This is a genomic window from Exilibacterium tricleocarpae (assembly GCF_007004655.1).
Lineage (GTDB): Bacteria > Pseudomonadota > Gammaproteobacteria > Pseudomonadales > Cellvibrionaceae > Exilibacterium > Exilibacterium tricleocarpae.
The window spans coordinates 13,977-38,917 of the sequence record NZ_ML660093.1 but is presented as its reverse complement, the minus strand read 5'-3'; the positions used below and the strand labels follow the sequence as shown (position 1 = coordinate 38,917).

Sequence of the window (24,941 nt, the reverse complement as noted above, 5' to 3'; positions counted from 1 at the left end):
GCTGCGGAAAAATGACAGCGACAAAGCTAGAAATAGACGATTTCGGCTCGATGCAGCTTCGCCAACAGTTCCTGTCCGGCCGCTTTCAGGGCCCCGGGATCAGGGTGCTGCATCTCTGCCGCCAACTGCGCCAGGGCAGCGTCACCGGTCAACGGCTCCTCGAGAATGGACAGCAAACGCACCGTTACCGCATTGCTCTCCATAAATTTCACCTGATCGGCAGCGTTACGATACACAATCAGGAAGGTTGGCTGCGCCGGGGGCTGCCGGGGCTGGTAATCGGGTCCGATCCGATGAACAGGATACTGGTAAGACAAACACCAAGCCAGCGGGCTGACCCGCGGCCGGGCGGCAAGGTAGTCGGTTACCGCCTGCGGCGCGCCGCCAGGCAGTTGCTCGGTGGAGACATCAAGGGCCAACTCCACCCACTCGTAATGCGCAAGCTCCAGCATAAACGGCGGGTCGGCCGGTTGCGGCTGCCGCTCCTCCTGTAAATACTTGAGGAATTCCTGGCTGATCTCGAGAAAATAAGGCGAGTGGCTGACGTGCCGGCTGACGAAATCCCTGACCATCCCATGCCAGGCCCGATCGTCCAGGAGCTGTCGCAAAATCGGGAAGCCGCCGCTGATAAACCCCTCGATATTTTTGTAGATCAGGTCCCGGTAGATGCCCATCCGGCGATCTTCCACATCCGCCGGCGCCGGGTTGGCGGCGGGGTCGCGCAGGTGTGCGGCAAACTGGAGCTGCACAGTTTTAAAGACGGGTTCGTTCACAGGCTCTGCCTCTGCTCCCCTACCATTGGTGGCCATCGCTCAACCTCGTACCAAAGCGCCGGTGTCAGCGGCAACAGCGGCGGTCGCATAGCGCGCCTGAATCGCTTTGATCTGGTCGACCTCCGCCAGTAACTCCGGCGTGGCGGGAATATTGAAATCCCGCTCCAACAAGGTCGGCAGCACGCCAAAGCGCGCATAGGCGGCGTCCAACAGATTCCACACTGAGGCGATCACCGGGGCGCCGTGGGTGTCGACCCGCAGGTCCTCAGCCTCGTCGTAGTGACCGGCCACATGTACATACACCGCCCGCTCACCCGGCAGTTGCTGGAGAAATTCCAGTGGATCGTAGCGGTGATTGATACTGTTGACATAAATATTGTTGACGTCCAGCAGCAGATCGCAGTCGGCCTCGGCGATCACGGCATTGATAAATTCGATTTCGCGCATTTCCTGGTGCGGGGCGCAATAATAGGATACGTTTTCCATGGCGATACGCTGTTCGAGTATGTCCTGCACTTCGCGTATACGCCCGGCCACATAGTGCACGGCTTCCTCGGTAAAGGGAATCGGCATCAGGTCATAAAGATGTCCCTGATCACTGCAGTAACTCAAGTGTTCGGTATACAGGCGCACGCCGTGTTGTTTGATAAATGCTTTGATGCTTTTTACCAGATCGTAATCCAGCGGGCTCGGCGAACCGATAGACAGAGACAAGCCGTGACAAACAAATGGAAACCGCTCGGTGTAGTCGCGCAATTGCCCGGCGAGGCGGCCGCCCACGCCAATCCAGTTTTCCGGCGCCACTTCCATAAAATCAATATCAGCGGTGGTCAAATCCTGCAGATCGTGCAACAGACTGCGACGCAAGCCGAGGCCGGCACCACTGACGACATGATCGACGCCATGTGGATGGGTTGGGTCCGGGTTGCCGGCACGGGTTGGGGAGATACTTTTCACAACTGAAACTCCTCGGGCGCGGGTTGAGAAACTCTTTAAGAAACCCTTTAAGAAACTCTTTTAAGAAAATCTTTAAGGAACTCTCTAAGGAACTCTCTAAGGAACTCTCTAAGAAAAACACCTTATATAAACAACAGCCCGCCGATACGGGGCGGGCTGTTGTCTGTGGCAGACGCTAACTGGCGACTGTTACTGCCACGGGCGTAGTTGCCTCAGATAAGCCGGGGTTTAACCGCCGCACTTACCTTCGCCACACTTGCCTTCACCACCTTTTTTATCGCCGCCGCATTTTCCTTCGCCGCATTTGCCCTCACCTTTCTTGTCACCGCCGCACTTACCTTCGCCGCATTTGCCCTCACCTTTCTTGTCGCCGCCGCACTTCCCTTCGCCGCACTTGCCTTCTCCTTCACCTTTCTTACCTTCGCCGCACTTGCCTTCGCCACACTTACCTTCGGCGTGGTTGCCGGCGAGGTTGTAACCGCCCTGCAGCTCATCGGCGGCAAACGGGTTTTCGGCACTGGTGGTGGTAGCGGCCGAGGTCAGGCTTGCGGACGCCAAAAAAGCGGCACCTACCGCTGCTGCCAGAGGGGTCAAAGTTTTCTTCGCCATAGTTCTCTCCTAGTTACGCGAGTTTTGCTTTGGGTTTAACAATCTCAATTATCATCTCGACCACTTAGGCGCCGCGATGTCGCCTACTATGACCGGGGTCATTTTGATTAGTTTCGAAAATATGCATTGATTTGTGTCAATGGTTATTAATTCTTTGCTTTATTTAACACAGTAGCTGATTGTGGCGTTCACGTTGCTGAACTGGTGAACAAATGACGATACGGGTCCAATATTGCCTTTTATTATTAGCAGACTGCCAACTGATAACTTTGTGTGGCATGCACGCCACGGTTTTGCCACAACACCCCGCGCTCGCGCAGCCAACCCAGCAATTGCGGAAAATGGTCTTCACAGGCTTTGGCGCTGGTGACCATGGTGCGCGCACTGTAATTACTTAAATTGCCGGACGCCTTGCCCAATCCCAGCAGTCGCGCATCGTGGTTGCCGAGCTCCCGAATCCACAGGCGGGTGCTGTCCAAAGCGCCCCAAAGTATCTGGTTACGCGCGGCAAAATACAAGCTCGGCGGCATGCCTTTCCTCCTGATCGCGCGGCGGTAGTCAAAACCGTCGACTGGATCACACCAGTCAACCTGCTGCTGCCAGGTTTGCCAGTTTTGTGCGCTGACACGGGATTCGCGGGTAGGCGCGCGCCAGCCGCGCTTGATGTAACCACTGGCGATTGAGCTCAACCGCCAGCGCCACTGCCAGGTCATATAGGCCAGTGTTTGCGGCCAGGAAGTGAGTTCGCAGTAACGCCCGGCGGCAAAATGCGCCATGCCGAGCACCGGCGCCGGCGTCTGTTCGAGGCGGGCGTAGGTCGCCGCCAACAACACACTGCCGAGACCCTCGCCAATCCAGCACTGGGGTTCCCCGGGTCGCAACTGCGCGATTTTATCGATATGGGCCGGCAGGTCCTCGGTAATAGCCTCGTGCAGGCCGGTTTCGGACTTGCGATTCACCGCCGGCCAGCTGCCGCCTTTGCCGCGCAGCTCCGCCACATAGACATCAAACCCGGCAGCCGCCAGGTACTGCGCCAGGCCGCCCTCGGCGACAGGGGTGAAAAACAGGGAGGCATCATTGAGAAATCCCGCCAACAACAGCACCGGCGGGCCACCGGCCTGGCGGTAACATTGCTTGAGTTGCAACTGATGACCACCGGTGACATTGACGCGGTAATCATTCAATTCAAGCTGAGTCTGTTGCCAGTTGATCGTCTGCATGGACAACACCAGGCGGGTAATCCCACCAGCGCTTATTATCTACGGTTATTGAATTGCGCCAGACTATACCAATTGTAATAAATATCCTAGAACTAAATCTCAGTTATCCGCAGCCGTCGATGGCGCTGGAATTTCCCGGAGGCGGGGGCTGGATAGTCATCGGCAAAGTGCGACCTGGCGGTCATGCTTGGTTAAAGGAAGTGCCACTCGGGTCTGGCCGTGTTTCGCTGAGCACCTCTTGTGCCGTCGGGGGGAGGTGCTGTTTGGGAGTGGTGTGGTTCCCTTCGAAGGGGACAGGTAAAACCTGTCCCCGCACCGTGCCGCCGGCAGAGGTGCTGTTTGGGAGTGGCGTGGTTCCCTTCGAAGGGGACAGGTAAAACCTGTCCCCGCACCGTGCCGCTCGAAGTGCGTGCCTCCAGCTAAAGCGTTTCACGCCACTGTTTGTCGAGACGCTTTCCCGAGACCGGCATTAATGTCTTCAACGACTGGGCGAAAAAGGATACCCGCAGCTCCTCGATCATCCAACGATACTGCTGCAGGGACGCATTGGCAGCGCAGAGCGCCGGCCCATCCTGCTCCAGCCGCTGCGTATAGCGCTCCCAGTGCTGCTCCAGTTCGCCGGTGTGAAGCCGGTCGCGCTGCGGGTTGCCCGCGGCCTTCTCCAGGCGCAGCAAAATGGCCTTGAAATAGCGCGGGTACTGGCGCAGCCAGTCAATCGGCGTGCGAGCGAGAAACCCCGGGTACACCAGCCCCTGCAACTGGCGGTTGATATCGCCGGCGGCAAAGGCCAGAAGCAGGGCATTTTTCTGCGATTTCAAACACTTCTTTATTTCCACCAGCCCGGTCAGTATCTGCTGCAAGGCCGCTTCCAACTCGTTGGCGCAAGCCGCCAGTTGGCCCCGTCCAGCCGCCAGGCACTGCTCAAACGCGTCGCTGTCACGGGGCAGCGGCCGCCCGTCCAGGCAGGCCATGGCACAGGCCGCGCACAGGAGATCGTCAACAACAGCGTCGCGATTGCCCAGTTGCGCGACACTCAGACCGATATCCGCACCGCGCAACAATTGCCGGCGCAGGTATTTCACCGACTGCCCCTGGCACAGCAATAACAGACGGACCATACCGCGGTGGCTCAGACACGCAGCCAGTGTCGGGTTGTCCTGCACGCGAATGGCGACACTGTCACCTTCGTCAACCAGGGCCGGATAGGCGCGAATACCGATGCCGCCGCGGCGCAGCTCGATACTGTCCGGCAGCTCGCCAAAATCCCAGGCCCGAATACCGCCCCGCTCAATACTGTTGTCCGCTGTCTGCAAACGCTGTTGCAATTGATCGCGGTAACGCGACCGCAGCGCCGCCAGATCGCGGCCCTGATCGATACAGTGACCGTCTTCATCGACGACGCGGATATTGATCCGGTAGAAATCCTCCAACTTGACCTGCGACCAGAGTTCGCCCGCCAGGTCGACACCGGTATGGCGTTTTAACTGGTGACCCAGCGCCTCAGTCAGCGGGGTATTGTCCGCCCGCATCCCGGCCAGCGCTTTGTCCACATGAGCGGGCACCGGCACAAAATGCTTGCGCCACTGTTTGGGCAAACCCTTGATCAAATCGATGCATTTGTCCCGCAACAGGCCGGGCACCAGCCATTCCAGCCGGTGTTCCGGCACCAGGTGCAAAGCGCTGACCGGCACCGCCACACTGACGCCGTCCTCGGGCTGTCCCGGTTCGAAGTGATAGCTCAGGGGCAGGGTCATGCCTTCCCATTCAAGCTGCTTGGGGAACTGGGCCTCGGTAATGTCGATGGCACTGTGTTGCATCAGATGCTCGCGCGACAGCCGCAACAGCTCGCGGCCACCGTCATCGAGCCGCTTGCGCCAGCGCTCAAAGCTGGTCAGGCCCACCACCTCGCCCGGCACCCGCTCGGCATAGAAGTCAAACACCACACTGTCGTCCACCAGAATATCGCGCCGGCGGGACTTCGCCTCGAGTTCTTCCAATTCAGTCAGCAGGCGGCGATTCGCTTGAAAGAAGCTGCCTTTGCCGCGGTAGTTACCCTCGACAAGTGCCGCGCGAATAAACACGTCGCGGGCCACCGCCGGATCGATATCGGCATAACCGATGCGCCGCTTCTCCACCAATACCAGGCCGTAGAGACTGATTTTTTCAAACGCCATCACCTGGCCGCGGCGGGCATCGTAATGGGGCTCAAAATACTGGCGCTTCACCAGATGGGCGGCGGCGTCGAGTACCCAGGCGGGATCGATCTTGGCGGTGGTGTGGGCGTAGAGCTTGGAGGTTTCCAGCAACTGTGCGGCCACCAGCCACTTCGGGGTTTTCTTAAATTGCGAGGAGCCGGGAAAAATATGAAAACGGCGATTGCGGGCACCGAGATACTCCCGGTCCTCGCCCTTGTTGCCGATATTGCCGAGCAGCCCCGCCAGCAAAGCCCGGTGAATACCGGTGTAATCCGGCCCGTCATCGGTAGCGGGACGCTCTTTCAGGTCCAGCGCTTTACAGGCCAGGCGCAACTGGTAGTGGATGTCGCGCCACTCGCGCAACCGCAGGTACGACAGAAACTCTTTGCGACACTGGCGGCGCCACTGGTTTTGCGACAGCGCCTGGCGCTGTTGCTCGGCATACTCCCAGAGATTCAGGTAGGCGAGAAAGTCCGATTGCGGGTCCCGAAAGCGCCGGTGTTTTTCATCGGCGGCCTGCTGCCGCTCGACCGGTCGCTCGCGCGGGTCCTGTACTGCCAGCGCGCTGGCGATAATCAACATCTCTCTCACACAACCCAATTCACCGGCCGCCAACAGCATGCGACCGAGGCGCGGGTCCACCGGCAACTTCACCAGCCGGCGGCCAATGACCGACAGACGCCCGCGGGCATCCACCGCCTGCAATTCCTCCAACAGTTTAAAACCGTCATTAATCAAGCGCTGGTCAGGGGGATCGACAAACGGAAAACGGCGGATATCACCGATGCGCAAATGCAGCATCTGCAGAATCACCGCAGCGAGGTTGGTGCGCAGAATTTCCGCATCGGTAAAGGCCGGCCGGGCGGCAAAGTCCTGCTCGTCGTAGAGCCGGATACAGACGCCCTCGCCGACCCGGCCGCAGCGCCCCTTGCGCTGATTGGCGCTGGCCTGGGAAACGGGCTCCACCGGCAGGCGCTGAATCTTGGTGCGATAGCTGTAGCGGCTGATACGGGCCACGCCCGGATCGATCACATAGCGGATACCGGGCACGGTAATCGAGGTCTCGGCGACGTTGGTTGCCAAGACGATACGCCGCCCGCGGTGAGACTGGAACACTTTGTTCTGCTCGGCCAGGCTCAGCCGGGCGTACAGCGGCAATATCTCGGTGTGGGGCAGTTGCACCTCGCGCAACGCCTTGGCGGTTTCGCGAATATCCCGCTCACCACTGAGAAACACCAGCATATCGCCGCCGGTCCCGCTTTTTCGCCGCTCCAGTTGCAAGACTTCCTGCACCGCTTCGACTATGGCCTCGGTCTGGTTTTCCTCCCCGGATACCAGCGGGCGGTATTGGACTTCGACGGGATAGGTGCGCCCGGACACCTCGATAATCGGCGCGTCGTCAAAATGTTTGGAAAACCGCTCCACATCAATTGTGGCAGAAGTGATGATCACCTTCAGCTCGGGCCGCCGCGGCAGGATCAATTTCAGGTAACCGAGCAAAAAATCAATATTGAGGCTGCGCTCGTGGGCCTCATCAATAATGAGCGTGTCGTAACGGTTGAGATAGCGGTCGTGCTGAATTTCCGCCAGCAGAATACCGTCGGTCATCAGTTTGATATGGGTGTAGTCGGTAGCGTGATCGGTAAACCGCACCTGGTACCCAACCGACTCCCCCAGGGGCACCTGTAACTCTTCGGCAATCCGGCTGGCCACCGTGCGGGCGGCGATGCGCCGCGGCTGGGTGTGTCCGATCATACCGGTCACACCGCGTCCCAGCGCCAGGCAAATCTTCGGCAGTTGAGTCGTCTTGCCGGAACCGGTTTCGCCCGCCAGGATCACCACCTGATGGCGGTCGATAGTCTCGGCAATCACTTCGCGCTTGGCCGACACCGGCAACTGGGCGGGAAAGTCGATGACAGGCAGCCGCCGGCGCCGCTCCGCCACCCGTGCAAGGGAAGCCTCAAGCGCACCCTGCAGCCGTTCGACGGCGGCCTGGTCGGGCTTGCCGGCCGCCGCTTTTTGGCGCAGTTCGCGCCAGCGCCGCTGCAACCGGAAGCGGTCAGCGCTGGCGCTGTGCTGGATGTGTTCGGCCAGGGCGTTGAGGTCGGCCTGTTTGTCGGTCATGGCGTGTCAGTGGCGGTCGCGCTGTCTGCTGTCTGCTGTCTATATCTGAATCTGATTGCCGCACCCAGGGCAATGGGAAGCGGCGGTCATCGGGGGCAGCATTATAGTGCCTAACCCACCTCGCGCAACACGACGGCAGGCGCGACGGTGACCACCCGCTGGCAACTGAGCACGCCCAATGCCCCCACCAGCGCGGCGCCGCCGAACGGGCCCAGCACCCACAACAGCAGATGGGGCTGAATGGGGATATTCAGCACCCAGGTCTGCAAACCAAACAACAACACCTCGGCGCCCAGCACCGCCAGCACACCGGCAAAGAAACCCAGCGCCGAGAACTCGGCCCAGAGACTGCCCATAATCAGCCCGCGCCGACTGCCCAGCGCCCGCAGCAGGCCGGATTCCTGCAGGCGGCTGTCCATACTGGCATTGACCGCGGCCAACAATACAAACAGCCCGCCCGCCAGCACCAGCCACAACACCAGTTCCACCCCCCGGCTGACCTGGGCGACAATAACGCGAATCTGCTCGATCACCTTATCCATCTCCACCACCACCACGGTGGGAAACTCGCGCAACAGGTCGTTGACAAACAGCTTCTTGCGCGGCGGCAGGTAGACACTGGTCAGGTACATGGGCGAGTAATTGTCGAGCGCACCGGGGGAAAACAAAAAGTAGAAATTGGGGCGCATGGAGTCCCACTCCAACGAGCGGAAACTGGCCACTGTGGCATCCAGGCGCAGGCCGCCGATGCTGAAGCGCAGGCGATCGCCCAATTCCAACTGCAGCCGCTCGGCAATCTCCTGCTCCACCGACACCCCCACGCCCCGCTCGGCCGACCATTGCGGCCACCATTGGCCGGCAGTGATTTTGTTGTCGGGGTTCAGCGTCTCGGTCCAGCTCAGGTTGGCCTCGCGGCGCAGGACTTCCGCCTCGCGCTGCACCTGCGCGGTAGGCAGGGCATCGTTGATATGGGTGAGCCGCCCGCGCACCATCGGAAACAGAAACGATGCGCTTACTCCCTCTGCGGCCATCAACTGCTGGATCGGCTCCACCTCGTGGGGCGCGACATTGACGAGAAAGTGATTCGGCGTATCGGCGGGCAGTTGCACCTGCCATTCATCGATCAGGCTGGTGCGCACCGTCGCCAGGGTCAGCAGCAACATCAGGGCGATGGCAAATACCAGGATCTGCACCACGCTCTGACCGCGCCGGCGCTGCAGGTTGGCCAGCGCCAGCCGCCAGATACTGCCGGCGCGCATCCCGACATAGCGCCCGGCGTGCACCAGGCGCCAAGCCGCCAGCGCCGCCAGGCAGATCACCGCACCCAGTCCCAGTACCACCGCGGCGGTGAGGCGGGTGTCACCACTGTAGAGCCACACCAACAGGACTACCGCACACAGCCCCAGGGCGCCCTGGGACCAGGCGCGCACCGCACCCACTTCCATTTCCCGGCGCAGGATTTTCAACGGCGGCACCACCGGTAGATGCCACAGTGGCGGCAGGGCAAAAAATAGCGCGCAGACCAATCCGGTAATCGCACCCACACCGTAGGCGCTCAGCGGCGCGGCGCCCAGGCTGACCGGAAATACCGCCGCCAGCGCCGAGGCCACCAATCGCTGCACCATATCGCCGACCAGCAACCCCGCCAGCGAGGCGATAATCGCCAGCAACAGCAGTTGCCCGGCATAGAGGCGACGAATGCGCCAGGCGCTGGCGCCGAGGCTTTTCATCAGCGCCACCTGGTCCACATGGCGACCGGCGAAGCGCTGGGCGGCAATGGCGATGGCCACCCCGGCCAACAGCACCCCCACCACCCCGGCCAGCATCAGAAAGCGCCGGCCGGTATTCAGGGTAGTGGACAGGCCGCGCTGCGCCGAATCCAGATCGACAATGCGCTGGTGCTCGGTCAGGCGCGGCTCGAGCCAGCGGATAAACCCCTCCAGCCGCGTCTCATCTCCCGCCAGCAGCCAGTGGTAGCGCACGCGGCTGCCGGGTTGAATGACATCGGTGGCGTCCAGATCGGCGGCATTCATCATCAGGCGCGCGCCGAACAGGGAGAAACCATCGCCGCGATCGGGCTCGCGAATCACAACGTGGGACACCGTGAGTGTCTTTTCTCCCACCTCCACAGTGTCGCCGATACCCACATCGAGCAGCGGTAGCAACCGCGAATCCACCCAGGCTTCACCCGGTGCCGGCACGCCCGGTGCTACAAAGACATCCGCAGCGTCCACCGCAAAGGGGACACGGCTGATCTCCAGCGTACCGGCCAGCGGATAGCCGGGAGTAACCGCCTTGACCGAGGCCAGGTGCATGTTATCGCCGGAAAACACCATGGAGGAAAACAATATCGACTGGGCGCGCCGCACTTGCTGCTCATCGGCGGCGGCAAACCAGTCCGGATCGATGGGGTGGGAACTGCGCACGATGCGATCGGCACCGAGGAAGCTGCTGCTCTCCTTTATCAGCGAGCGCTCCAGGCGTTCGGTGAACACGCCGATGGCACTGACCACCGCCACTGCCAGCAACAGCGCGCCGGCAAGAATTTTCACCTCACCGCTGCGCCAGTTGCGCCACAACAATCGCAGTGCCAGCACTGTTTATTCCCCCGCGCTCAGGTCAGCACGGCGCCGGCCGGCATCGACACCGGCGCCGCCAGCACCTGCCCGGCCTGCAGCGCCATATTCGCTTGGCAGCGGTCTGCCAGCCGCTGCTCGTGGGTGACCAACAGCAGCGTGGTGCCCTGCTCCCGATTGAGGTCGAACAATAAATCAATCACCCGCGAGCCGGTGGCGGTATCCAGGTTACCGGTGGGTTCATCGGCAAACAGCACCCGCGGTTGACTGGCAAACGCCCGGGCAATCGCCACCCGCTGCTGCTCGCCGCCGGAGAGCTGCTTCGGATAGTGGCGCAGGCGCTCGCCGAGGCCCACCCGGCGCAGGAACTCCCGCGCTTTATCCTCCGCGTCGCCGATACCGTGCAACTCCAGAGGCATCATCACGTTTTCCAGCGCGCTCAGGCCGGGCAGCAATTGGAACGACTGGAACACGAAGCCGACATTGTCTGCCCGCACCCGGGCCCGGCCCTCCTCGTCCATATCGGTCAGCATCTGGCCATTGAGGCGGACAGACCCGGAAGTGGGCAAGTCCAGGCCCGCCAGGATACCCAGCAGGGTCGACTTACCCGAACCCGAGGCACCGGTGATAGCCAGGCTGTCGCCGCTGCCTACCGACAGGGACACATCGTTCAGGATCACCAGTTCGCCTTCACTGGTGGCAACGCTTTTCGTGACGTGGGATGCTTCAATCATGGGCTTAGATACGCTTGACGGCTGCTGTTCGGATTTATCCGCGCCGGAATCTTGTTGGACATACATACTGTCATCGGTGTCGGGGATACTCATAGTCAGTGCTAGGCATACTCACGTTGTACGAAATTATTGTCAAAACAGTTGACACAACTTTACAGAAACTTTGCCCAATTTGCGCTCCTCAACGGGCGGATCATCAGTATACTGTGCTCAAAGTCTCTATTGCAGATTCACCTGCATTCACCGCCCAGCACTATTTTGACAGTAACTTTAAATCGCTATGTCTATATTCCCGGGTTATCACCTTATCGCCGCCGCCAGAAACCTGGTGCTGCTGGCACTGTTGCTGCTGAGCGGCGCAGCCCAGGCAAAGACCCTGTTGGTGCTGGGGGATAGCTTGAGCGCCGGCTACGGTATTGATATCGAGCAGGGTTGGGTGCAGTTACTGCAGGACCGCCTGGACCAGCGCGGCGACTTTACCGTGGTCAACGCCAGTATCGGCGGCGAGACCACCGGCGGCGGACTGGCGCGCCTGCCCGACTTGCTAAAAGAGTTTCAACCCGATCTGGTTATCGTCGAGTTGGGCGGCAACGACGGTTTGCGCGGCCATCCGATCAAGCTGATTCGGCGCAATCTCACGGCTATGGTCGAACTCAACCGCGCCGCCGGCGCCGCCACCCTGCTGGTAGGCATTCAAATTCCGCCCAACTATGGTGCCCGCTACACCCGCCAGTTCAGTGCTGTATTCCCGCAAGTAGCGGAGGAACTGTCGCTGCCGCTGGTGCCGTTCTTTCTGGACAAAGTGGCCTTGCGGGAAGGTGCCATGCAGAGCGACGGCATTCACCCGAATACCAGCGCCCAGCCGCAGATGCTTGACAATGTCTGGCCCTATCTGGAGCCGATGCTGTAAAGGGCTCTGATCCCAATGGCGCTGAGTTAAGCAGGTATGTGCTAATTGCCCGGTCTGGCCCTGGCTGAAGCCTTCAGAAACACGCTGTAAACCCTTCCCTGGGGGCTTCCCGACAGCATCCCTGCTGCCGAGAGTTTCTGAAGGCTTCAGCCAGGACCAGACCTATCTTCGGTACACTGAATTGAGATCGATGTGGCTGGAGCAGTGACCGATAGGCTGATTGCCAATACGCTTAACTAAGTGCCATTCGGCTCTGATCCCTAAAGGCAGTTGCTTCTGGTATTCGCTCCCAAGTGTTGCCCTAAAGAAGTAGGTGTCAACCAGCCGGCCAGCACAACCTCAATCACCCGCCTTAATAAAATCCCCAAGCATCCGATACTCCGCCTGCCGCGGCGACGTGCCGCGCCACATCAGGCCGATATGGCGGGTGATCTCCTGCTCGGCAAACGGCCGTGTCTGGATACGGGTGCCGTGCAGAATTTTCGCGTCGACCGCCATCTGCGGCAACAGCGTGATGCCGATGCCGTTGGCCACCATCTGCACGATGGTGGTAAGGCTGGTGGCCTGGTAGGGCACCCGCAGGTCCCGCGGGTTCAGTTTACAGGCATCCAGGGCGTGGTCGCGCAGGCAGTGGCCGTCTTCCAGCAACAACAACTCACTGCCGCGCAGCGCCTCGATCGGCACCGATGACGCCGCCGTCAGCGGGTGACCACGCGGGGCCGCCAGCACAAACGGGTCGTCAAACAGCGGCATCACCTCGACACCGTTGGCCGGGAACGGCAGCGCCAACAGCAACACATCGAGTTCCCCGTTTTGCAGCGCATCGGTCAGCGGCCGGCTCATCTCCTCGCGAATAAACACCCGCAGCCGCGGGTAGCTGCGGCGCAGGCGGTTGAGCAGTTTCGGCAGTATATAAGGTGCTATGGTGGGGATTACGCCAAGCCGCAGACTGCCGCTCAGGGGCGCCGAGCGCACCTCGCAACTGGCCATCAGGTCGTCCACCGCCAGCAAAATTCGCTGCGCCTGACTGCAGATATCCTCGCCCAGGGGCGTCATCATCACCTGCTTGTTGTTGCGTTCGATCAGCCCCGCACTCAATTGACTTTCAAGTTCCTGAATGCCGGCGCTGAGCGTGGACTGGGACACGTGGCAGGCCTTGGCGGCATGGCCGAAATGCCGGTGCTCAGCCACCGCACACAGGTATTTGAGTTGTTTCAGACTGGGCAAATAGCTCATCGAAAAATACGATCAGGTTAATCTAAAAAATCCGTTTTCCGAAGTATAGGGACTCTTCTAAACTCTTTCCACCGTGATAACCAAAGCCAACCTGTACAAAGGAGAATGACCATGTCCCTGAAAGGTTCACAGACTGAGGAAAATCTCAAGGCCGCGTTCGCCGGCGAGTCCCAGGCCAATCGCCGCTACCTGTACTTTGCCGCCAAGGCCGATGTCGAGGGTTACAACGATGTATCGGCAGTGTTTCGCTCCACCGCCGAAGGTGAAACCGGCCACGCCCACGGCCACCTGGAACACCTGGAGGAAGTCGGCGACCCCGCCACCGGTCTGCCCATTGGCTCTACCGCCGAAAACCTGAAAGCGGCTATCGCCGGCGAAACCCACGAATACACCGATATGTATCCGGGCATGGCGAAAACCGCCCGCGACGAAGGTTTCGATGAAATCGCCGACTGGTTCGAAACCCTGGCCAAGGCCGAACGCAGCCACGCCAACCGGTTCCAGAAAGCACTCGACGGTCTCGACGCCTGATAACGTCTCGGCAAGACAGCCTCGACCAGCGATCCAGGAAGACAGCGCCCGACCCCGGGCGCTGCGCTTGAAGCCGGCCCGGCCATACACTCTCAGCCCAGCGGAGGCGCTATGGGTAATCATACATCTGTTCGCGAAGGCAGTTTGGAAGCACCTACCCGCCATCCGATCGACTGGCAGTCAGATGCATTTTACGACCGCGAAGCGCTCGACAGCGAACTCGAACGCGTATTCGATATCTGTCACGGCTGCCGCCGCTGTGTCAGCCTATGCGATGCCTTCCCGACCCTGTTTGACCTGGTGGACGAATCCGAGACCATGGAAGTGGACGGTGTCGACAAGGCGGACTATCACCAGGTCGCCGACCAGTGTTACCTGTGCGATATGTGTTATATGACCAAATGCCCCTACGTGCCACCGCACGAATGGGCGGTGGACTTTCCTCACTTGATGCTGCGCGAGAAGGCAGTGCAGTTCAAACAGCAAGGTACCAGCCTGCGCAACCGCATGCTCACCAACACCGACGGGGTCAGCAAGCTTGCCGCTATCCCGGTGGTGGACGTCACCGTCAACGCGCTCAATAAAAACACCCTGTTTCGAAAAACCCTGGAAAAAACCCTGCAGGTGCACCACCAGGCGCCACTGCCGCAATACCACAGCAACACTATGCGCAAGCGCCTGACCGGGCGGGAGCAAACCGGCGTGAAGGCGGAACCCGCCGGCAAGACTACCGGCAAGGTCGCACTCTATGCCACTTGTTATGGCAACTACAACAGTCCGAACCTCGGCGAGGATTTCCACGCGGTGTTCAGTCACAACCACATTGCGCTGGAACTGGTACCCAAAGAGCAATGTTGCGGTATGCCCAAGCTGGAGTTGGGCGACCTGGAAGCGGTGGCGCGACTGAAGGAAGCCAATATACCGGTACTGAGCCGACTGGTGGATGCGGGCTACGACCTGATCGCCCCGATTCCGTCCTGTGTGCTGATGTACAAACAAGAGCTGCCGCTGATGTTCCCGGACGACGAAGAGGTGCAGAAAGTGCGCGCCGCCTTTTACGACCCGTTCGAATACCTGTGGCTGCGCCACAAGGCCGACATGTTCAACACCGAGTTCCAGCAACCGCTGGGCGATATCAGTTACCAGGTGGCCTGCCACCTGCGGGTACAGAATATCGGCCTGAAAACCCGCGACATTCTGAGCCTGGTGCCGGACACTCGCGTCGATGCGATCGAACGCTGCTCAGGCCACGACGGCACCTATGCGGTGAAAAAAGAAACCCACGCCAAAGCCGTTAAAATCGCGCGTCCGGTGGTGCGCAAAGTGGACCAGCAGCAGCCGGCTTATTTCAGCAGCGACTGCCCGATGGCAGGCAACCATATTGCCGCCCTGGCCGACAGTGTCGAACAAGCCGTGCACCCGATGACGTTACTGCGTCGCGCTTACGGTCTGTAGCAATGCCCTTGCACGACTACTGATACTTGCATTACTGACAACAGATGCATATCCCAGAGCTGTACAGCTTATCGCTGTATAACCCAGACAAAGGAGGAATCAGCACATGACTTCACTCAACCGCTCAGACCTGTGGAGCCTGGAGGAATACGCCGAACGGCGCGCGCAGTTTCGCGAACAGGTCATGGCCCACAAGAAGCAGCGCCAAGTGGTTATCGGCAACCACGCGCGGCTGCTGTTTGAAGACGAACTCTCCATTCGCTACCAGGTTCAGGAAATGCTGCGCATCGAGAAAGTCTTTGAAGCAGAGGGTATTCAGGACGAACTGGACGCCTATAATCCGCTGATTCCCGACGGCCAGAACTGGAAAGCGACACTGATGCTGGAATACGACGACGTGGACGAGCGCCGCCGGCGCCTGGCGACACTGCGCGGTATCGAGGACACGGTGTGGCTGCGCATCGAGGATTTCGACAAAGTCTTTCCGATCTGCAACGAAGACCTGGAGCGCAGCAACGAGGAAAAAACCTCCAGTGTGCACTTCCTGCGCTTCGAACTGACACCGGCAATGGTGCAGGCGGTCAAGCAGGGCGCGAGATTGCAGGCGGGCATCGATCACCCCGGCTTTGACAACGAACCGGTTGCTTTATCTGATGCCGTCACCGCATCCCTGGCGAATGATCTGGACGACATCAGTCTGAACTGACGCGACCTGCGGCCACGCGACACACCGCGTGAACCGCAGCGCCAATCTCACGCGGCGCATGTGAATAAGTCACAACCGCCGCGGGCAACACTTCACAGCGACTACCTGCAAACCACTCTACCCTGCTCCGTGGTGAACATCGCCGGGCGTTAGCGCATGCTGTTCTAGCGGCCAGTTAGATATCCAAGGTGGGCGGTTATGAACGAGCAGGAATCACTTCGCTTAAGTTTCAATATCGAGTCCAAGCAATTGCACCTGACCCGCAGCCTGCGCGAGCGGACCCTGCCGCCACGCGGGGAAAAGCAGCCTTTCGATCCGATCGAACCGACGATTATCGGTCACTGGGTGGAGGTGAAGTGCGATAACGGCAACACTGTTTACCGGCGTTTTCTACACAATGTCTTGCCGCTGAACTATCTGGTGGAAAACATTGACCTCGTGGAAAAACTCGATACCGCGCGCGAAAGCGCCGGCAGCGCAGACTTTCGAACAACCAACCCTGCGGCCAAAGGCTCCCGCAAACGCAAACCGGAAACCACATTCGAAGTGGTGATCCCGTTTCCCCGGGACAATTGCGAGTTGATCATCTACGAACAATCACTGCCGGGTCCCGACGAGAGGAGACCCCGTCGCCGCGAACATATCAAACTCCACCTGCAAGCCTGTGAAGCGGCGCTCGCGGAGTCAGTGTGAGCGCCCTACCAGCCGGCCGGCAACTGTTTACAAATCACCAGCGCATCGGGCTGCTGCTCGATATAGCCGCCGATCACCAGCTCTTTCATAATGCGGCTGACCATCTCCCGCGACGCCCCCACCATATTGGCGATTTCCTGATGGGTCGGTTTCGGGTTGCAGACCCGGTCGTCGGTATCGGCCAGGCGCCGCAGCAACTGGCTGACCCGTCCGTATACGTCCAGCAACGCCATATCTTTCACGCTATCGGTCAAACCGCGAATGCGACTCACCAGTTGGCGCATCATATCGAGTGCATATTCCGGATGCTGGGCAATAAACTGTTGAAAATCTTTGCGCGAGACGGTCACAAAAACCGAATCGGTCACCGTCATCACCGAGGCCGAGCGGGGGTTGCCGTCGATCAGCGCCAACTCACCGAAGTACTCCCCTTCACCCATAAAATTCAGCGTCACCTGCTTGCCGTCTTCACCGTTGACAAACACGCGAATTTTGCCGGACTCGATAATAAAAAGCTGGCTGTTCTCATCGCCCTCCATAAACAGGATAGTATTTTTAGGGTAGCTGCGGCGTACACTGAACGCCGCCAGGGCATCGGTGATATGCTTCGGCGTGTCTTGAAACAACTTGACGTTTTCCAGCATGTTAAGGTCTTCTTATTGGGGTCGTCTCAATCAGGTCAGTAATCCCGGGCTAGCCTGAAAATGACCCATATGGCGATATCGCATCCTGCTACCGCACCAAGGTGTTATCATACCCACTGTTGACTGGCGATTCTATACAAAGGATCAGACCCCGATAGAGGGCGGCCATGCCCGGGCACACATTACACGACACCACCGCGACAGGTTATCGGCGTTCAGACACCTCGATTCTGGTGTCGATAACAGTTTTACTCTTTCTGTTTGGCCTGTCTCCCTGGTTGACACGTCTGGAGGCGGCGTTTGGCCTGCAGTGGCTGTTTCACGGGCGCGGCGCGATTATACCGCCGGACTCTGCGGTGATCGTGGCGATCGACGGCGCGGGCGCGGCGCGCATGGGACTGCCGACCGCAGTGGATCGCTGGCCGCGGGCCCGTCACGCCGAATTGATTCGGGCCCTGCAAGCTCGCGGCGCCGCCAGTATCGCTTTCGATATTGCGTTCACCGAAAGCCGCGAGCCCAACCAGGATCGGGCATTGGCACAGGCCATTAAAGACGCCGGCAACATCGTGCTGTTTAAATATCTGCAGCGCCCCCAACCCGACCCCATCACCGTTGCCGGCCAGGCGGTGACGGTGCTCGATATAGAACGGGAGCTGCCACCAATAGCGGTTTTGGGCCGCGAGGCCGCAGCGATTGCCACCTTCACACTGCCCAAGATACCGGTCAGGGTGGATCGGGCGGTGCTGTTTACAGAACTGTCCGCCGGCCTCGAAGTGACACTGCCGGTGGCGGCGCTGGCGGTGTATCTGCGTCCCTACCTCCCGCGTCTGCTCGAGGTGCTGGAGCCGGCACTGCCGGCCGCCACCCGCAACGCCATGAATGCACAACAGCCACAGGCGTATATGCTGGCCTTGCGCCGCTACCTGGCTGCACACGGGGACGGCGCTGTCGAGCGGTACCTGCGCGAGCGCGCCACCGCGACCGAGCGACCTTATTTACGCGCGCTGGTGGGTGCCGCCAACCAGCCCGACGCGGCCTACATCAATTTTTACGGACCGAAACGCAGCCTGCCCACTATCGACTACGACACGGTCCTGAAGGATCCGGCAGCCGCAAACGTCAGCGGCAAAGCCGTCTTTGTCGGTCTGGTCGAAACCCGTCAGACCGAGCAGTGGGACGTTTACAACACCGTATTTTCCCAACCCAACGGCGTCGATATCAGCGGCGTTGAAATTGCCGCCACAGTCTTTGCCAATCTGTTACACGAGCAAACGTTAAAGCCGCTGCCCCCACTGGTTAACGCCCTGCTGGTAGTGTCTATTGCCCTGCTTCTTTATCGTTTTATGACGCAGTTGCCGGTTCGCTACGCGCTGGCCGCACAGGGACTGTTACTGGCGGCTTATGCCTGGCTCGCCGCTTACCTGTTCACTCACCTGCAGTGGTGGTTACCACTGGCAGCGCCGCTGGGGCTGTTGTTATTTGCCAACCTCGCCGCGGTGTCGTCACGCTACCGGCGCAGCCGGCGCGAGCAGGCGCGAATCACCGAGGCACTCGAACACTATCTGCCGAGCGAGGCGGCGCGCCAGCTCGGCGGCGATGTCAGACGCTTGCAGGAACAGCGGCGCCTGGTCGAGGGCATCTGTCTGTTGACGGACATTCAGGGCTACACCGCCGTTGCCGAAACCCTGCCACCGCACGATCTACACCGCGTCATGAACCGCTACTATTCACAGTTGATGCAAACGGTCAAACGCGAGGACGGCCGCGTCGCCAATATTGTCGGTGACAGTCTGCTGGCGCTGTGGACAGTCGATGCTCTGCAGCGCAGTTGCTGCGAGAAAGCCTGTCGGGCAGCACTGTCGATCCGGGAGACCTTTCAACAAAGTAAAATTGAGGGCGTAGCGCTACCCACCTCCATCGGCATTCACGGTGGTGCCTTTTCCCTGGGAAATTTAGGCGCCATGGATCACTATGAATACTCCCCGGTCGGCGACATCGTCAATGCCACCGCGCGCCTGGAGACGTTGAATCGGCAACTGGGAACGCAGATACTGCTGACCGAATCGATTGCACAGAAGATTATTGCAAACCCGACCACAGACCTTATCATTCGGTATCTGGGGCACTTCAAGGTAAAAAACAAAAGCCAGCCGCTGGTGGTACACGAGTTGGTCGGGTTGCGCGAGCGGGCCGGCGGCGCCACCGGCGAACTGATCAACCGTTTTGGCGAAGCCCTGAGCATTTACGAAATGGGCGATAAACAGCGGGCGCTCAACGCGTTTAAGATGGTGCTGAGCCGCTTTCCCGACGACGGTCCCAGTCGCTATTACCGGACTGTCTGCGAGGAATATGTGGCGTAAAAAAACTTCGCAGCATCGAGACCCGGCACTCTTTATCACATTGGGGAAAACAAGTATGCGCCTTTTTGCACGACGGCCAACCATAACCGCACTGTGTCGCCGCCTGCCGGTGGCTCTGCTGCTCGGTCTCTGTGTGCTGGCGCACGCGCAAACCCCGGATCGCTGCCAGGACTGGGCGGCCAGGATCATCAGCCTCGAGGGCGCGGCCCAGTGGCGCGCGCCGGGCACATCCCAGTGGCAGAACGCCGGCGCCGGTTTCGAGTTCTGTGTCGGCGACACCCTGCGGATTCAGGACAGCCGCGCGACCCTGCGTCTGCCTAACGCAACCGTGGTCCGCCTCCAGGAAAACACCACATTAAAATTTCTGCCTCCGCAAAAGTCGCTGTGGGTGGAGTTGCTCGAGGGGATCGCGCATTTTATCACCCGCACGCCGCAACCGTTCGAGGTCAAAGCCCCCTACTTCAACGCCGCCATCAAGGGCACTGAGTTCAGCGTCTCGGCGCGGTCCGACGCCAACACCCTGGCGCTGTTCGAGGGGCAGGTGCAACTCAGTAATGCCTTTGGCCAACTGTCTTTACAAGCCGGTGAATCGGCCCTGGCGCGTACCAATACGGCGCCGCAAAAAGCGGTCTCGGTAAAATTGCGCGATACCGTAGCCTGGGCCCTGTACTTCCCGCCCATGCCGGTGCCCGCCAGCGCCCCCGAAACGGTCAGGACGGCCATCGCGGCCGGACGCCTGCGCAGTGCCGAAGACGCGCTGGCCGAGCTGCCGCCGGCGCAACAATCGGCCGAGTTATTGGCGCTGGCGGCAGCGCTGTCGCTTTACCGCGGCCAGGTCGAGGCTTCGGCAGGTCTGCTGGATCGCGCCCTCCAAAAAGACCCCCAGGCGCCCGCCGCCCTCGCCTTGAAAAGCCTCCGGCAGATGGTCGCAGGCGATACGGCCGCTGCCTTGCGGGGCGCGCAGGCCACTGTCGCCGCCGCACCGGATTCCCCGGCGGCATGGCTGGCCCTGTCATATGTACAGCAGAGTTTGTTGCAATTGGACGCTGCCTTTGCCAGCGCTCAGAACGCTGAACAGCGCGCCGGGGACAGCGGTCTGTTGCAAGCGCGCCTGGCGGAACTGGCACTGATGCTCGGCGAGTATAAAAAAGCCGACCGTTTTGCCCGCCGCGCCGCGGCATTGAGCCCCAACTTAAGTCGCACCCACACCGTTGCCGGTTTTGCCGCTCTAAATCGCTTCGCGTTATCCACCGCACAGCAGTCGTTCCGCCGCGCCGCTCAACTCGACGCCGCCGACCCCCTGCCGGCCCTGGGCCTCGGCCTGATTGCCATACGCGAGGGCCGACTGCGCGCCGGGCGCGAACATATCGAACATGCCATAGCCCAGGACCCGGGCAACGCAGTGCTGCGCAGTTACCTGGGCAAAGCCTATTACGAGGAAAGGCGCAACGAGCTGGCCGACGAGCAATACACACTGGCACAGCAGTTGGACCCGGCCGATCCGACGCCCTGGTTTTACCAGGCCCTGCGCCAACAGAGTGACAACCGCCTGATCGAGGCCCTGGCCGCGCTCGATACCGCTGTCGCCCGCAACGACAACCGCGCCGTCTACCGCTCGCGGCTGTTGTTGGACAACGACAATGCCAGCCGCAGTGCCAACCAGGCGCGTATCTACAGCGCCCTGCGCTTCGACCAGGCCGCCATCCTGCAAGGCGCCCGCGCCGTGCGCCAGGCACCGGCCGAGCACAGCGGCCACCGGTTGCTGGCGGAAGTTTATGCCGACCAGCCACAACTGGAATCACTGCGCGCCGGGGCAACCTTGATGGCCACGCTGCTGGCACCGCCGGGCGCACAACCGCTGCCGCTGGGCTTGCGCGAGACCGGCCTGCTGGTGGTGGACGGCGCCGGGCCCACCGATCTGGGCGTGGCTGAGTATAATCCGCTGTTTATCCGTGAAGGGCTCAACGGCCGCTTGTCCGGCCTCGGCGGCACCCAGGATACCCACGCCTACGAGTGGAACCTCAACGGACTGCTGGGCAAGGGCTCGTTCAACGCCGGGCAGTATCGCTATCAATCCGATGGCTTTCGCGCCAACAACGATGTCAAATACGAACTATCCAATGTGCTGGGACAGTACCAGGTGACGCCGGACCTTGGGTTACAGTTGGAGCTGAGGCGCCGCGAGGAGGAGCGCGGCGACATTGCCCTGCAGTTCGACCTGGACACATTTTCCGACAATCTCCAGGTAGACACCGATACCGACACCGTCAGACTCGGGCTCAATTACCGGCTGTCCCCGGGCTCGCGGATACTGGCGTCGCTGACCCGTAAAGACACAGAGATTAAGACGCAAAGGTCATTCGAGCCCTTCCCCGGTTTGGTGATTGACCAGTCCTCGGCTTTCGATACCCAGACGGAGCAAGCGGACCTGCAATACCACCTGCTGGCCGACAACAGCACCTGGATACTGGGCGGCAGGTATGCCGACAGCGAAGGTGAGCTCAACCCGGCCGGCGTTGCACCGTCGCTGGTGTTCGATACGACATTCGAGAGCGTTTACGCCTATTCTTTCTGGCCCGTTTTGTCCGATCGGCTGACGCTGACAGCGGCACTGTCTTACACCGATTACGAGCAGGTGGTGGCCGGCGGTCTGCAGGGCGATGTGGAACAGGCGGAGGATAAAATAAACCCCAAACTGGGGTTGGAATGGTCTGTGGCACCGGGCTGGACACTGCGGGGCACCGCCCTGCGGACATTTGCCCCGAGCACCGATGCACAGGTCTCCATCGAGCCGGGCCACGTGGCGGGTTTCGCCCAGGTATATGACGACTCCGAGGGTACCGCTGCGGACGTTTATGGCGCCGCCGCCGACTACGCGCCGCGCCACAACCTGAAGTTGAGCCTGGAATACGTGGAACGCGACCTCGAGGTGCCCAATCTCGGCGTCAATGTCGACCCCTTCGACATCGACAATGAAATCCTAAAAGCCAGCGTCTATTACGCCCTCAACGACCGCGTCGCCCTGGCGTTGAACTATCGGCATGAGGTCTTCGACAGACAGCCGCAACCGGAGATACGGGTGCCGTCAATTCCGTTGCGCCTCGATACCAGGCTGCTGCCGCTGACAGCCACGGTGATAACGAGCGAGCGCACGTCTTTCAGCTTCACCGCCAACTTTGTCGACCAGAAAATCCGTATAGAGGAAGCCAATAGATTTACACCCGGCTTTAACGACGACGAGACGTTTTGGACACTCGACGGGTCATTCAATTTCCGCTTGCCAAGCCGCCTCGGCGTGGTGACACTGGAACTGAGAAATCTGCTGGACGAAGAGTTCAGGTACCGGGATTTCAACTTCTTCACCACCAACCCCAGACCTCAGGAGTTACTGCCCGAACGCTCCGCCTATTTGAAAGTACAGTTGGAGTTTTAGCCGATGGCCGCCGGCCACCGGCGCAACCGCCCTCAGGGAGGACAATCGGGGTCATTCGGATCGTAATAGGGCACCCAGCCGAGATTGGGATAGTGAACCCACCATACGGTGCAACCGTCGCCACTGGCGTGGGCACTGCCCACCAGACCTGCAAGGGGTTGTGAGCCGGCTTGTTTTTGTTTCGGCTTCGGTGATTTTTTCTCTATCAATACCAGGTCAAATAGCTTGCGGTCCGGTACTTCCGGCGCATCGACCTGGATGCTGCAGTTCTGCGGCGGACATACGGGCCAGAACTCTCCATCGAGTGTCGCCGGTGCCAACAGGCCCTCCTTATTTTCTTTTAGAAATACCTCAGCTTGCAGCACTGTCGGGTCCGGATACTGTTTTTTGCCGCAACCGGCCAGACCGAAGACGGTAAAGCAAAGTGCCAAAGCTGCCAGCCGCCCGCATCGCAGCGAGCGCGGTGTGATGGTTCCCATGAAATCCCCCAAGGTTTGTGGGTTTTTATTGTTGCCAGCGACGCCTAAGCGCGCCGGCGACAATATTAACGCCACAGGCGCCAGATTAAAACATCGAATCAGAGACAGATCACAGAAACCTGGAGTGCGGTCCCGGGACGGTGCCGCCAGCAAGAGGAGAGAGACGCCAAATTGCCAACCCACTGTGGGATTTGACAGCATCCCTGCTGATTCACATCCGTGTCGAATCCTGACAACTCCGGCTATTCCGCCGCTACCGCAGTAACATTGGCTTAGCCGTTAACCTTGGGAATTGCCAGTATGGTCAGATGCGCGCCGGGTTGGTAGGTAAAAACACACACGCGTGCTGTGACATATTCACACTGCCGGGTTCTGGTGAGCGGCTTCAGGCTTCATGTCGCCGGTGACCCGGCAACATCCAATCCGGCATGGTCAGGTCCGGTTTTTGTCAATAATCAGGCTGTGGACCAGGTTTCGTAAGCCTGGTGGTATTCAGTAACCTTTACTGTCACCAGGTTATACGAGATTGTCGTATCGCAGTTTCTCCTAAATCAGGTCAAATGCTTTATGGTAAAAATAGATATCCATAGACGGCGCAGTGAACACGTCATGTGTCTCACTCCAAATCGCAGCCAGGTACTCCCCTAAATCAGCACGAAACTGGTCTTGTCGAGTGTATTCAAATAAACCTGCGTTTGGATCCATGATGAAGAAATTCGAATCTCGCGCCTTCCCGATAGCAATAACATGCTCACACGTAAACACATAGCCTACCCAACGGCTGCGTAACGCGAACCGTTGAAATGGGATGTTGGCCGATTGAGAGAAAGTCATTTGTGTGGCGGTCAGAGGTCCCAGTCCAAAACTATTTAATAATGTCTCCTGATGCCATGGCCGATCGCCATAAAACTTGCCATAGGCACCCTGAAAGCGCATGACCTGGAAAAAATCACCAAAGCTGCCGTGATTCGTCGCATCGGCATTGCCACCGAGAAAAGCCGCCATCCAAGCCGTGCTTATGCCGCAACAGACACCCTGCATGCGTTTTTTTCTGGTTCCGGCAACATGATCTCGCCCCGGAATAAAACCGACACCGTCTATTGAGAAGGTGCCGTCCAAGTAACCGATCTGACGGCACACATCAGCGTCCATCCCTTCACCGGCAAAACCGGGAGCGGGCGAGGCATTGAAACCGGTTACGCGCGTGTAATTGACACTGCGTTTGAAGATATATTTACCACCATATAAATTGAACCCGTTATGCATACTCAAGTCCCATTGCTTCGGAGTGTAAAGAGAGAGCCCG

Annotated in this window: 18 protein-coding genes; 7 read left to right on the top strand and 11 right to left on the bottom strand. The window is 59.7% G+C overall.

What is annotated here, in order from left to right:
• Nucleotides 1–26: 26 nt before the first annotated feature.
• The 7 genes from FKG94_RS11790 to FKG94_RS11760 all read right to left on the bottom strand — a co-directional run bounded on the left by FKG94_RS11790 (nt 27) and on the right by FKG94_RS11760 (nt 11,188).
• The gene (locus tag FKG94_RS11790; protein WP_246125102.1) at nt 27–773 is read right to left on the bottom strand and encodes an HvfC family RiPP maturation protein; all 747 of its coding nucleotides are present in this window, start codon (nt 771–773) and stop codon (nt 27–29) included.
• Nucleotides 774–812: 39 nt separating this feature from the next.
• Nucleotides 813–1,721: an HvfB family MNIO-type RiPP peptide maturase gene (locus tag FKG94_RS11785; protein WP_142904769.1), complete on the bottom strand. Its 909-nt coding sequence runs from the start codon at nt 1,719–1,721 to the stop codon at nt 813–815.
• Nucleotides 1,722–1,958: 237 nt separating this feature from the next.
• The gene (locus FKG94_RS11780; RefSeq protein ID WP_142904492.1) at nt 1,959–2,339 is read right to left on the bottom strand and encodes an HvfA family oxazolone/thioamide-modified RiPP metallophore; all 381 of its coding nucleotides are present in this window, start codon (nt 2,337–2,339) and stop codon (nt 1,959–1,961) included.
• 245 nt (nt 2,340–2,584) lie between these two features.
• Nucleotides 2,585–3,559 carry an alpha/beta fold hydrolase gene (locus FKG94_RS11775; protein ID WP_142904490.1) on the bottom strand — a complete coding sequence of 325 codons (975 nt, stop codon included), beginning with the start codon at nt 3,557–3,559 and terminating at the stop codon, nt 2,585–2,587.
• Between the two features lie 419 nt (nt 3,560–3,978).
• Entirely contained in the window at nt 3,979–7,878 is a 3,900-nt protein-coding gene (hrpA, locus tag FKG94_RS11770) for an ATP-dependent RNA helicase HrpA (protein WP_142904488.1), read from the bottom strand.
• A gap of 110 nt (nt 7,879–7,988) precedes the next feature.
• Nucleotides 7,989–10,475 (bottom strand): ABC transporter permease, encoded by a 2,487-nt coding sequence (locus tag FKG94_RS11765; RefSeq protein WP_142904486.1) that lies wholly within the window; start codon nt 10,473–10,475, stop codon nt 7,989–7,991.
• Between the two features lie 17 nt (nt 10,476–10,492).
• Entirely contained in the window at nt 10,493–11,188 is a 696-nt protein-coding gene (locus FKG94_RS11760) for an ABC transporter ATP-binding protein (RefSeq protein WP_142904768.1), read from the bottom strand.
• Between the two features lie 280 nt (nt 11,189–11,468).
• Here FKG94_RS11760 and FKG94_RS11755 point away from each other — a divergent pair, with 280 nt between their 5' ends.
• Nucleotides 11,469–12,098 (top strand): arylesterase, encoded by a 630-nt coding sequence (locus FKG94_RS11755; protein WP_142904484.1) that lies wholly within the window; start codon nt 11,469–11,471, stop codon nt 12,096–12,098.
• A gap of 339 nt (nt 12,099–12,437) precedes the next feature.
• Here FKG94_RS11755 and FKG94_RS11750 read toward each other — a convergent pair whose 3' ends face one another.
• Complete coding sequence (locus tag FKG94_RS11750; protein ID WP_142904482.1) at nt 12,438–13,334, bottom strand: hydrogen peroxide-inducible genes activator; 897 nt, start codon at nt 13,332–13,334, stop codon at nt 12,438–12,440.
• A gap of 111 nt (nt 13,335–13,445) precedes the next feature.
• On the opposite strand from FKG94_RS11750, the gene FKG94_RS11745 reads away from it, so the two are divergent.
• The 4 genes from FKG94_RS11745 (at nt 13,446) to FKG94_RS11730 (ending at nt 16,719) form a co-directional block, all read left to right on the top strand.
• The gene (locus tag FKG94_RS11745; RefSeq protein ID WP_142904480.1) at nt 13,446–13,865 is read left to right on the top strand and encodes a rubrerythrin family protein; all 420 of its coding nucleotides are present in this window, start codon (nt 13,446–13,448) and stop codon (nt 13,863–13,865) included.
• A 111-nt stretch (nt 13,866–13,976) separates the two neighbouring features.
• Nucleotides 13,977–15,320, top strand: a complete 1,344-nt coding sequence (locus tag FKG94_RS11740; protein WP_142904478.1) for a heterodisulfide reductase-related iron-sulfur binding cluster — start codon at nt 13,977–13,979, stop codon at nt 15,318–15,320.
• 106 nt (nt 15,321–15,426) lie between these two features.
• Entirely contained in the window at nt 15,427–16,026 is a 600-nt protein-coding gene (locus FKG94_RS11735) for a DUF3501 family protein (RefSeq protein WP_142904476.1), read from the top strand.
• A 198-nt stretch (nt 16,027–16,224) separates the two neighbouring features.
• On the top strand, nt 16,225–16,719 hold the full coding sequence (locus tag FKG94_RS11730) for a hypothetical protein (protein ID WP_142904474.1): 495 nt from the start codon (nt 16,225–16,227) through the stop codon (nt 16,717–16,719).
• A 5-nt stretch (nt 16,720–16,724) separates the two neighbouring features.
• Here FKG94_RS11730 and FKG94_RS11725 read toward each other — a convergent pair whose 3' ends face one another.
• The gene (locus FKG94_RS11725) at nt 16,725–17,363 is read right to left on the bottom strand and encodes a Crp/Fnr family transcriptional regulator (RefSeq protein WP_142904472.1); all 639 of its coding nucleotides are present in this window, start codon (nt 17,361–17,363) and stop codon (nt 16,725–16,727) included.
• A gap of 167 nt (nt 17,364–17,530) precedes the next feature.
• On the opposite strand from FKG94_RS11725, the gene FKG94_RS11720 reads away from it, so the two are divergent.
• Both FKG94_RS11720 and FKG94_RS11715 read left to right on the top strand, forming a co-directional pair.
• A complete protein-coding gene (locus FKG94_RS11720; RefSeq protein ID WP_142904470.1) occupies nt 17,531–19,723 on the top strand; it encodes a CHASE2 domain-containing protein in 2,193 nt (730 codons plus the stop codon).
• Nucleotides 19,724–19,778: 55 nt separating this feature from the next.
• A complete protein-coding gene (locus FKG94_RS11715; protein ID WP_179957605.1) occupies nt 19,779–23,156 on the top strand; it encodes a TonB-dependent receptor domain-containing protein in 3,378 nt (1,125 codons plus the stop codon).
• 32 nt (nt 23,157–23,188) lie between these two features.
• On the opposite strand, the gene FKG94_RS11710 is transcribed toward FKG94_RS11715, so the two are convergent.
• Together FKG94_RS11710 and FKG94_RS11705 are read right to left on the bottom strand one after the other, a co-directional pair.
• Nucleotides 23,189–23,635: a hypothetical protein gene (locus FKG94_RS11710; RefSeq protein WP_142904467.1), complete on the bottom strand. Its 447-nt coding sequence runs from the start codon at nt 23,633–23,635 to the stop codon at nt 23,189–23,191.
• 546 nt (nt 23,636–24,181) lie between these two features.
• Nucleotides 24,182–24,901 carry a hypothetical protein gene (locus tag FKG94_RS11705; protein ID WP_142904465.1) on the bottom strand — a complete coding sequence of 240 codons (720 nt, stop codon included), beginning with the start codon at nt 24,899–24,901 and terminating at the stop codon, nt 24,182–24,184.
• Nucleotides 24,902–24,941 lie beyond the last annotated feature (40 nt).

Bases quoted from the DNA above. Each gene is read 5' to 3' on its own strand.
- FKG94_RS11780 (WP_142904492.1), bottom strand. From the start codon at position 2,339: ATGGCGAAGAAAACTTTGACCCCTCTGGCAGCAGCGGTAGGTGCCGCT.
- FKG94_RS11775 (WP_142904490.1), bottom strand. From the start codon at position 3,559: ATGCAGACGATCAACTGGCAACAGACTCAGCTTGAATTGAATGATTAC.
- hrpA (WP_142904488.1), bottom strand. From the start codon at position 7,878: ATGACCGACAAACAGGCCGACCTCAACGCCCTGGCCGAACACATCCAG.
- FKG94_RS11760 (WP_142904768.1), bottom strand. From the start codon at position 11,188: ATGATTGAAGCATCCCACGTCACGAAAAGCGTTGCCACCAGTGAAGGC.
- FKG94_RS11755 (WP_142904484.1), top strand. From the start codon at position 11,469: ATGTCTATATTCCCGGGTTATCACCTTATCGCCGCCGCCAGAAACCTG.
- FKG94_RS11750 (WP_142904482.1), bottom strand. From the start codon at position 13,334: ATGAGCTATTTGCCCAGTCTGAAACAACTCAAATACCTGTGTGCGGTG.
- FKG94_RS11745 (WP_142904480.1), top strand. From the start codon at position 13,446: ATGTCCCTGAAAGGTTCACAGACTGAGGAAAATCTCAAGGCCGCGTTC.
- FKG94_RS11740 (WP_142904478.1), top strand. From the start codon at position 13,977: ATGGGTAATCATACATCTGTTCGCGAAGGCAGTTTGGAAGCACCTACC.
- FKG94_RS11735 (WP_142904476.1), top strand. From the start codon at position 15,427: ATGACTTCACTCAACCGCTCAGACCTGTGGAGCCTGGAGGAATACGCC.
- FKG94_RS11730 (WP_142904474.1), top strand. From the start codon at position 16,225: ATGAACGAGCAGGAATCACTTCGCTTAAGTTTCAATATCGAGTCCAAG.
- FKG94_RS11725 (WP_142904472.1), bottom strand. From the start codon at position 17,363: ATGCTGGAAAACGTCAAGTTGTTTCAAGACACGCCGAAGCATATCACC.
- FKG94_RS11720 (WP_142904470.1), top strand. From the start codon at position 17,531: ATGCCCGGGCACACATTACACGACACCACCGCGACAGGTTATCGGCGT.
- FKG94_RS11715 (WP_179957605.1), top strand. From the start codon at position 19,779: ATGCGCCTTTTTGCACGACGGCCAACCATAACCGCACTGTGTCGCCGC.
- FKG94_RS11710 (WP_142904467.1), bottom strand. From the start codon at position 23,635: ATGGGAACCATCACACCGCGCTCGCTGCGATGCGGGCGGCTGGCAGCT.
- FKG94_RS11705 (WP_142904465.1), bottom strand. From the start codon at position 24,901: ATGCATAACGGGTTCAATTTATATGGTGGTAAATATATCTTCAAACGC.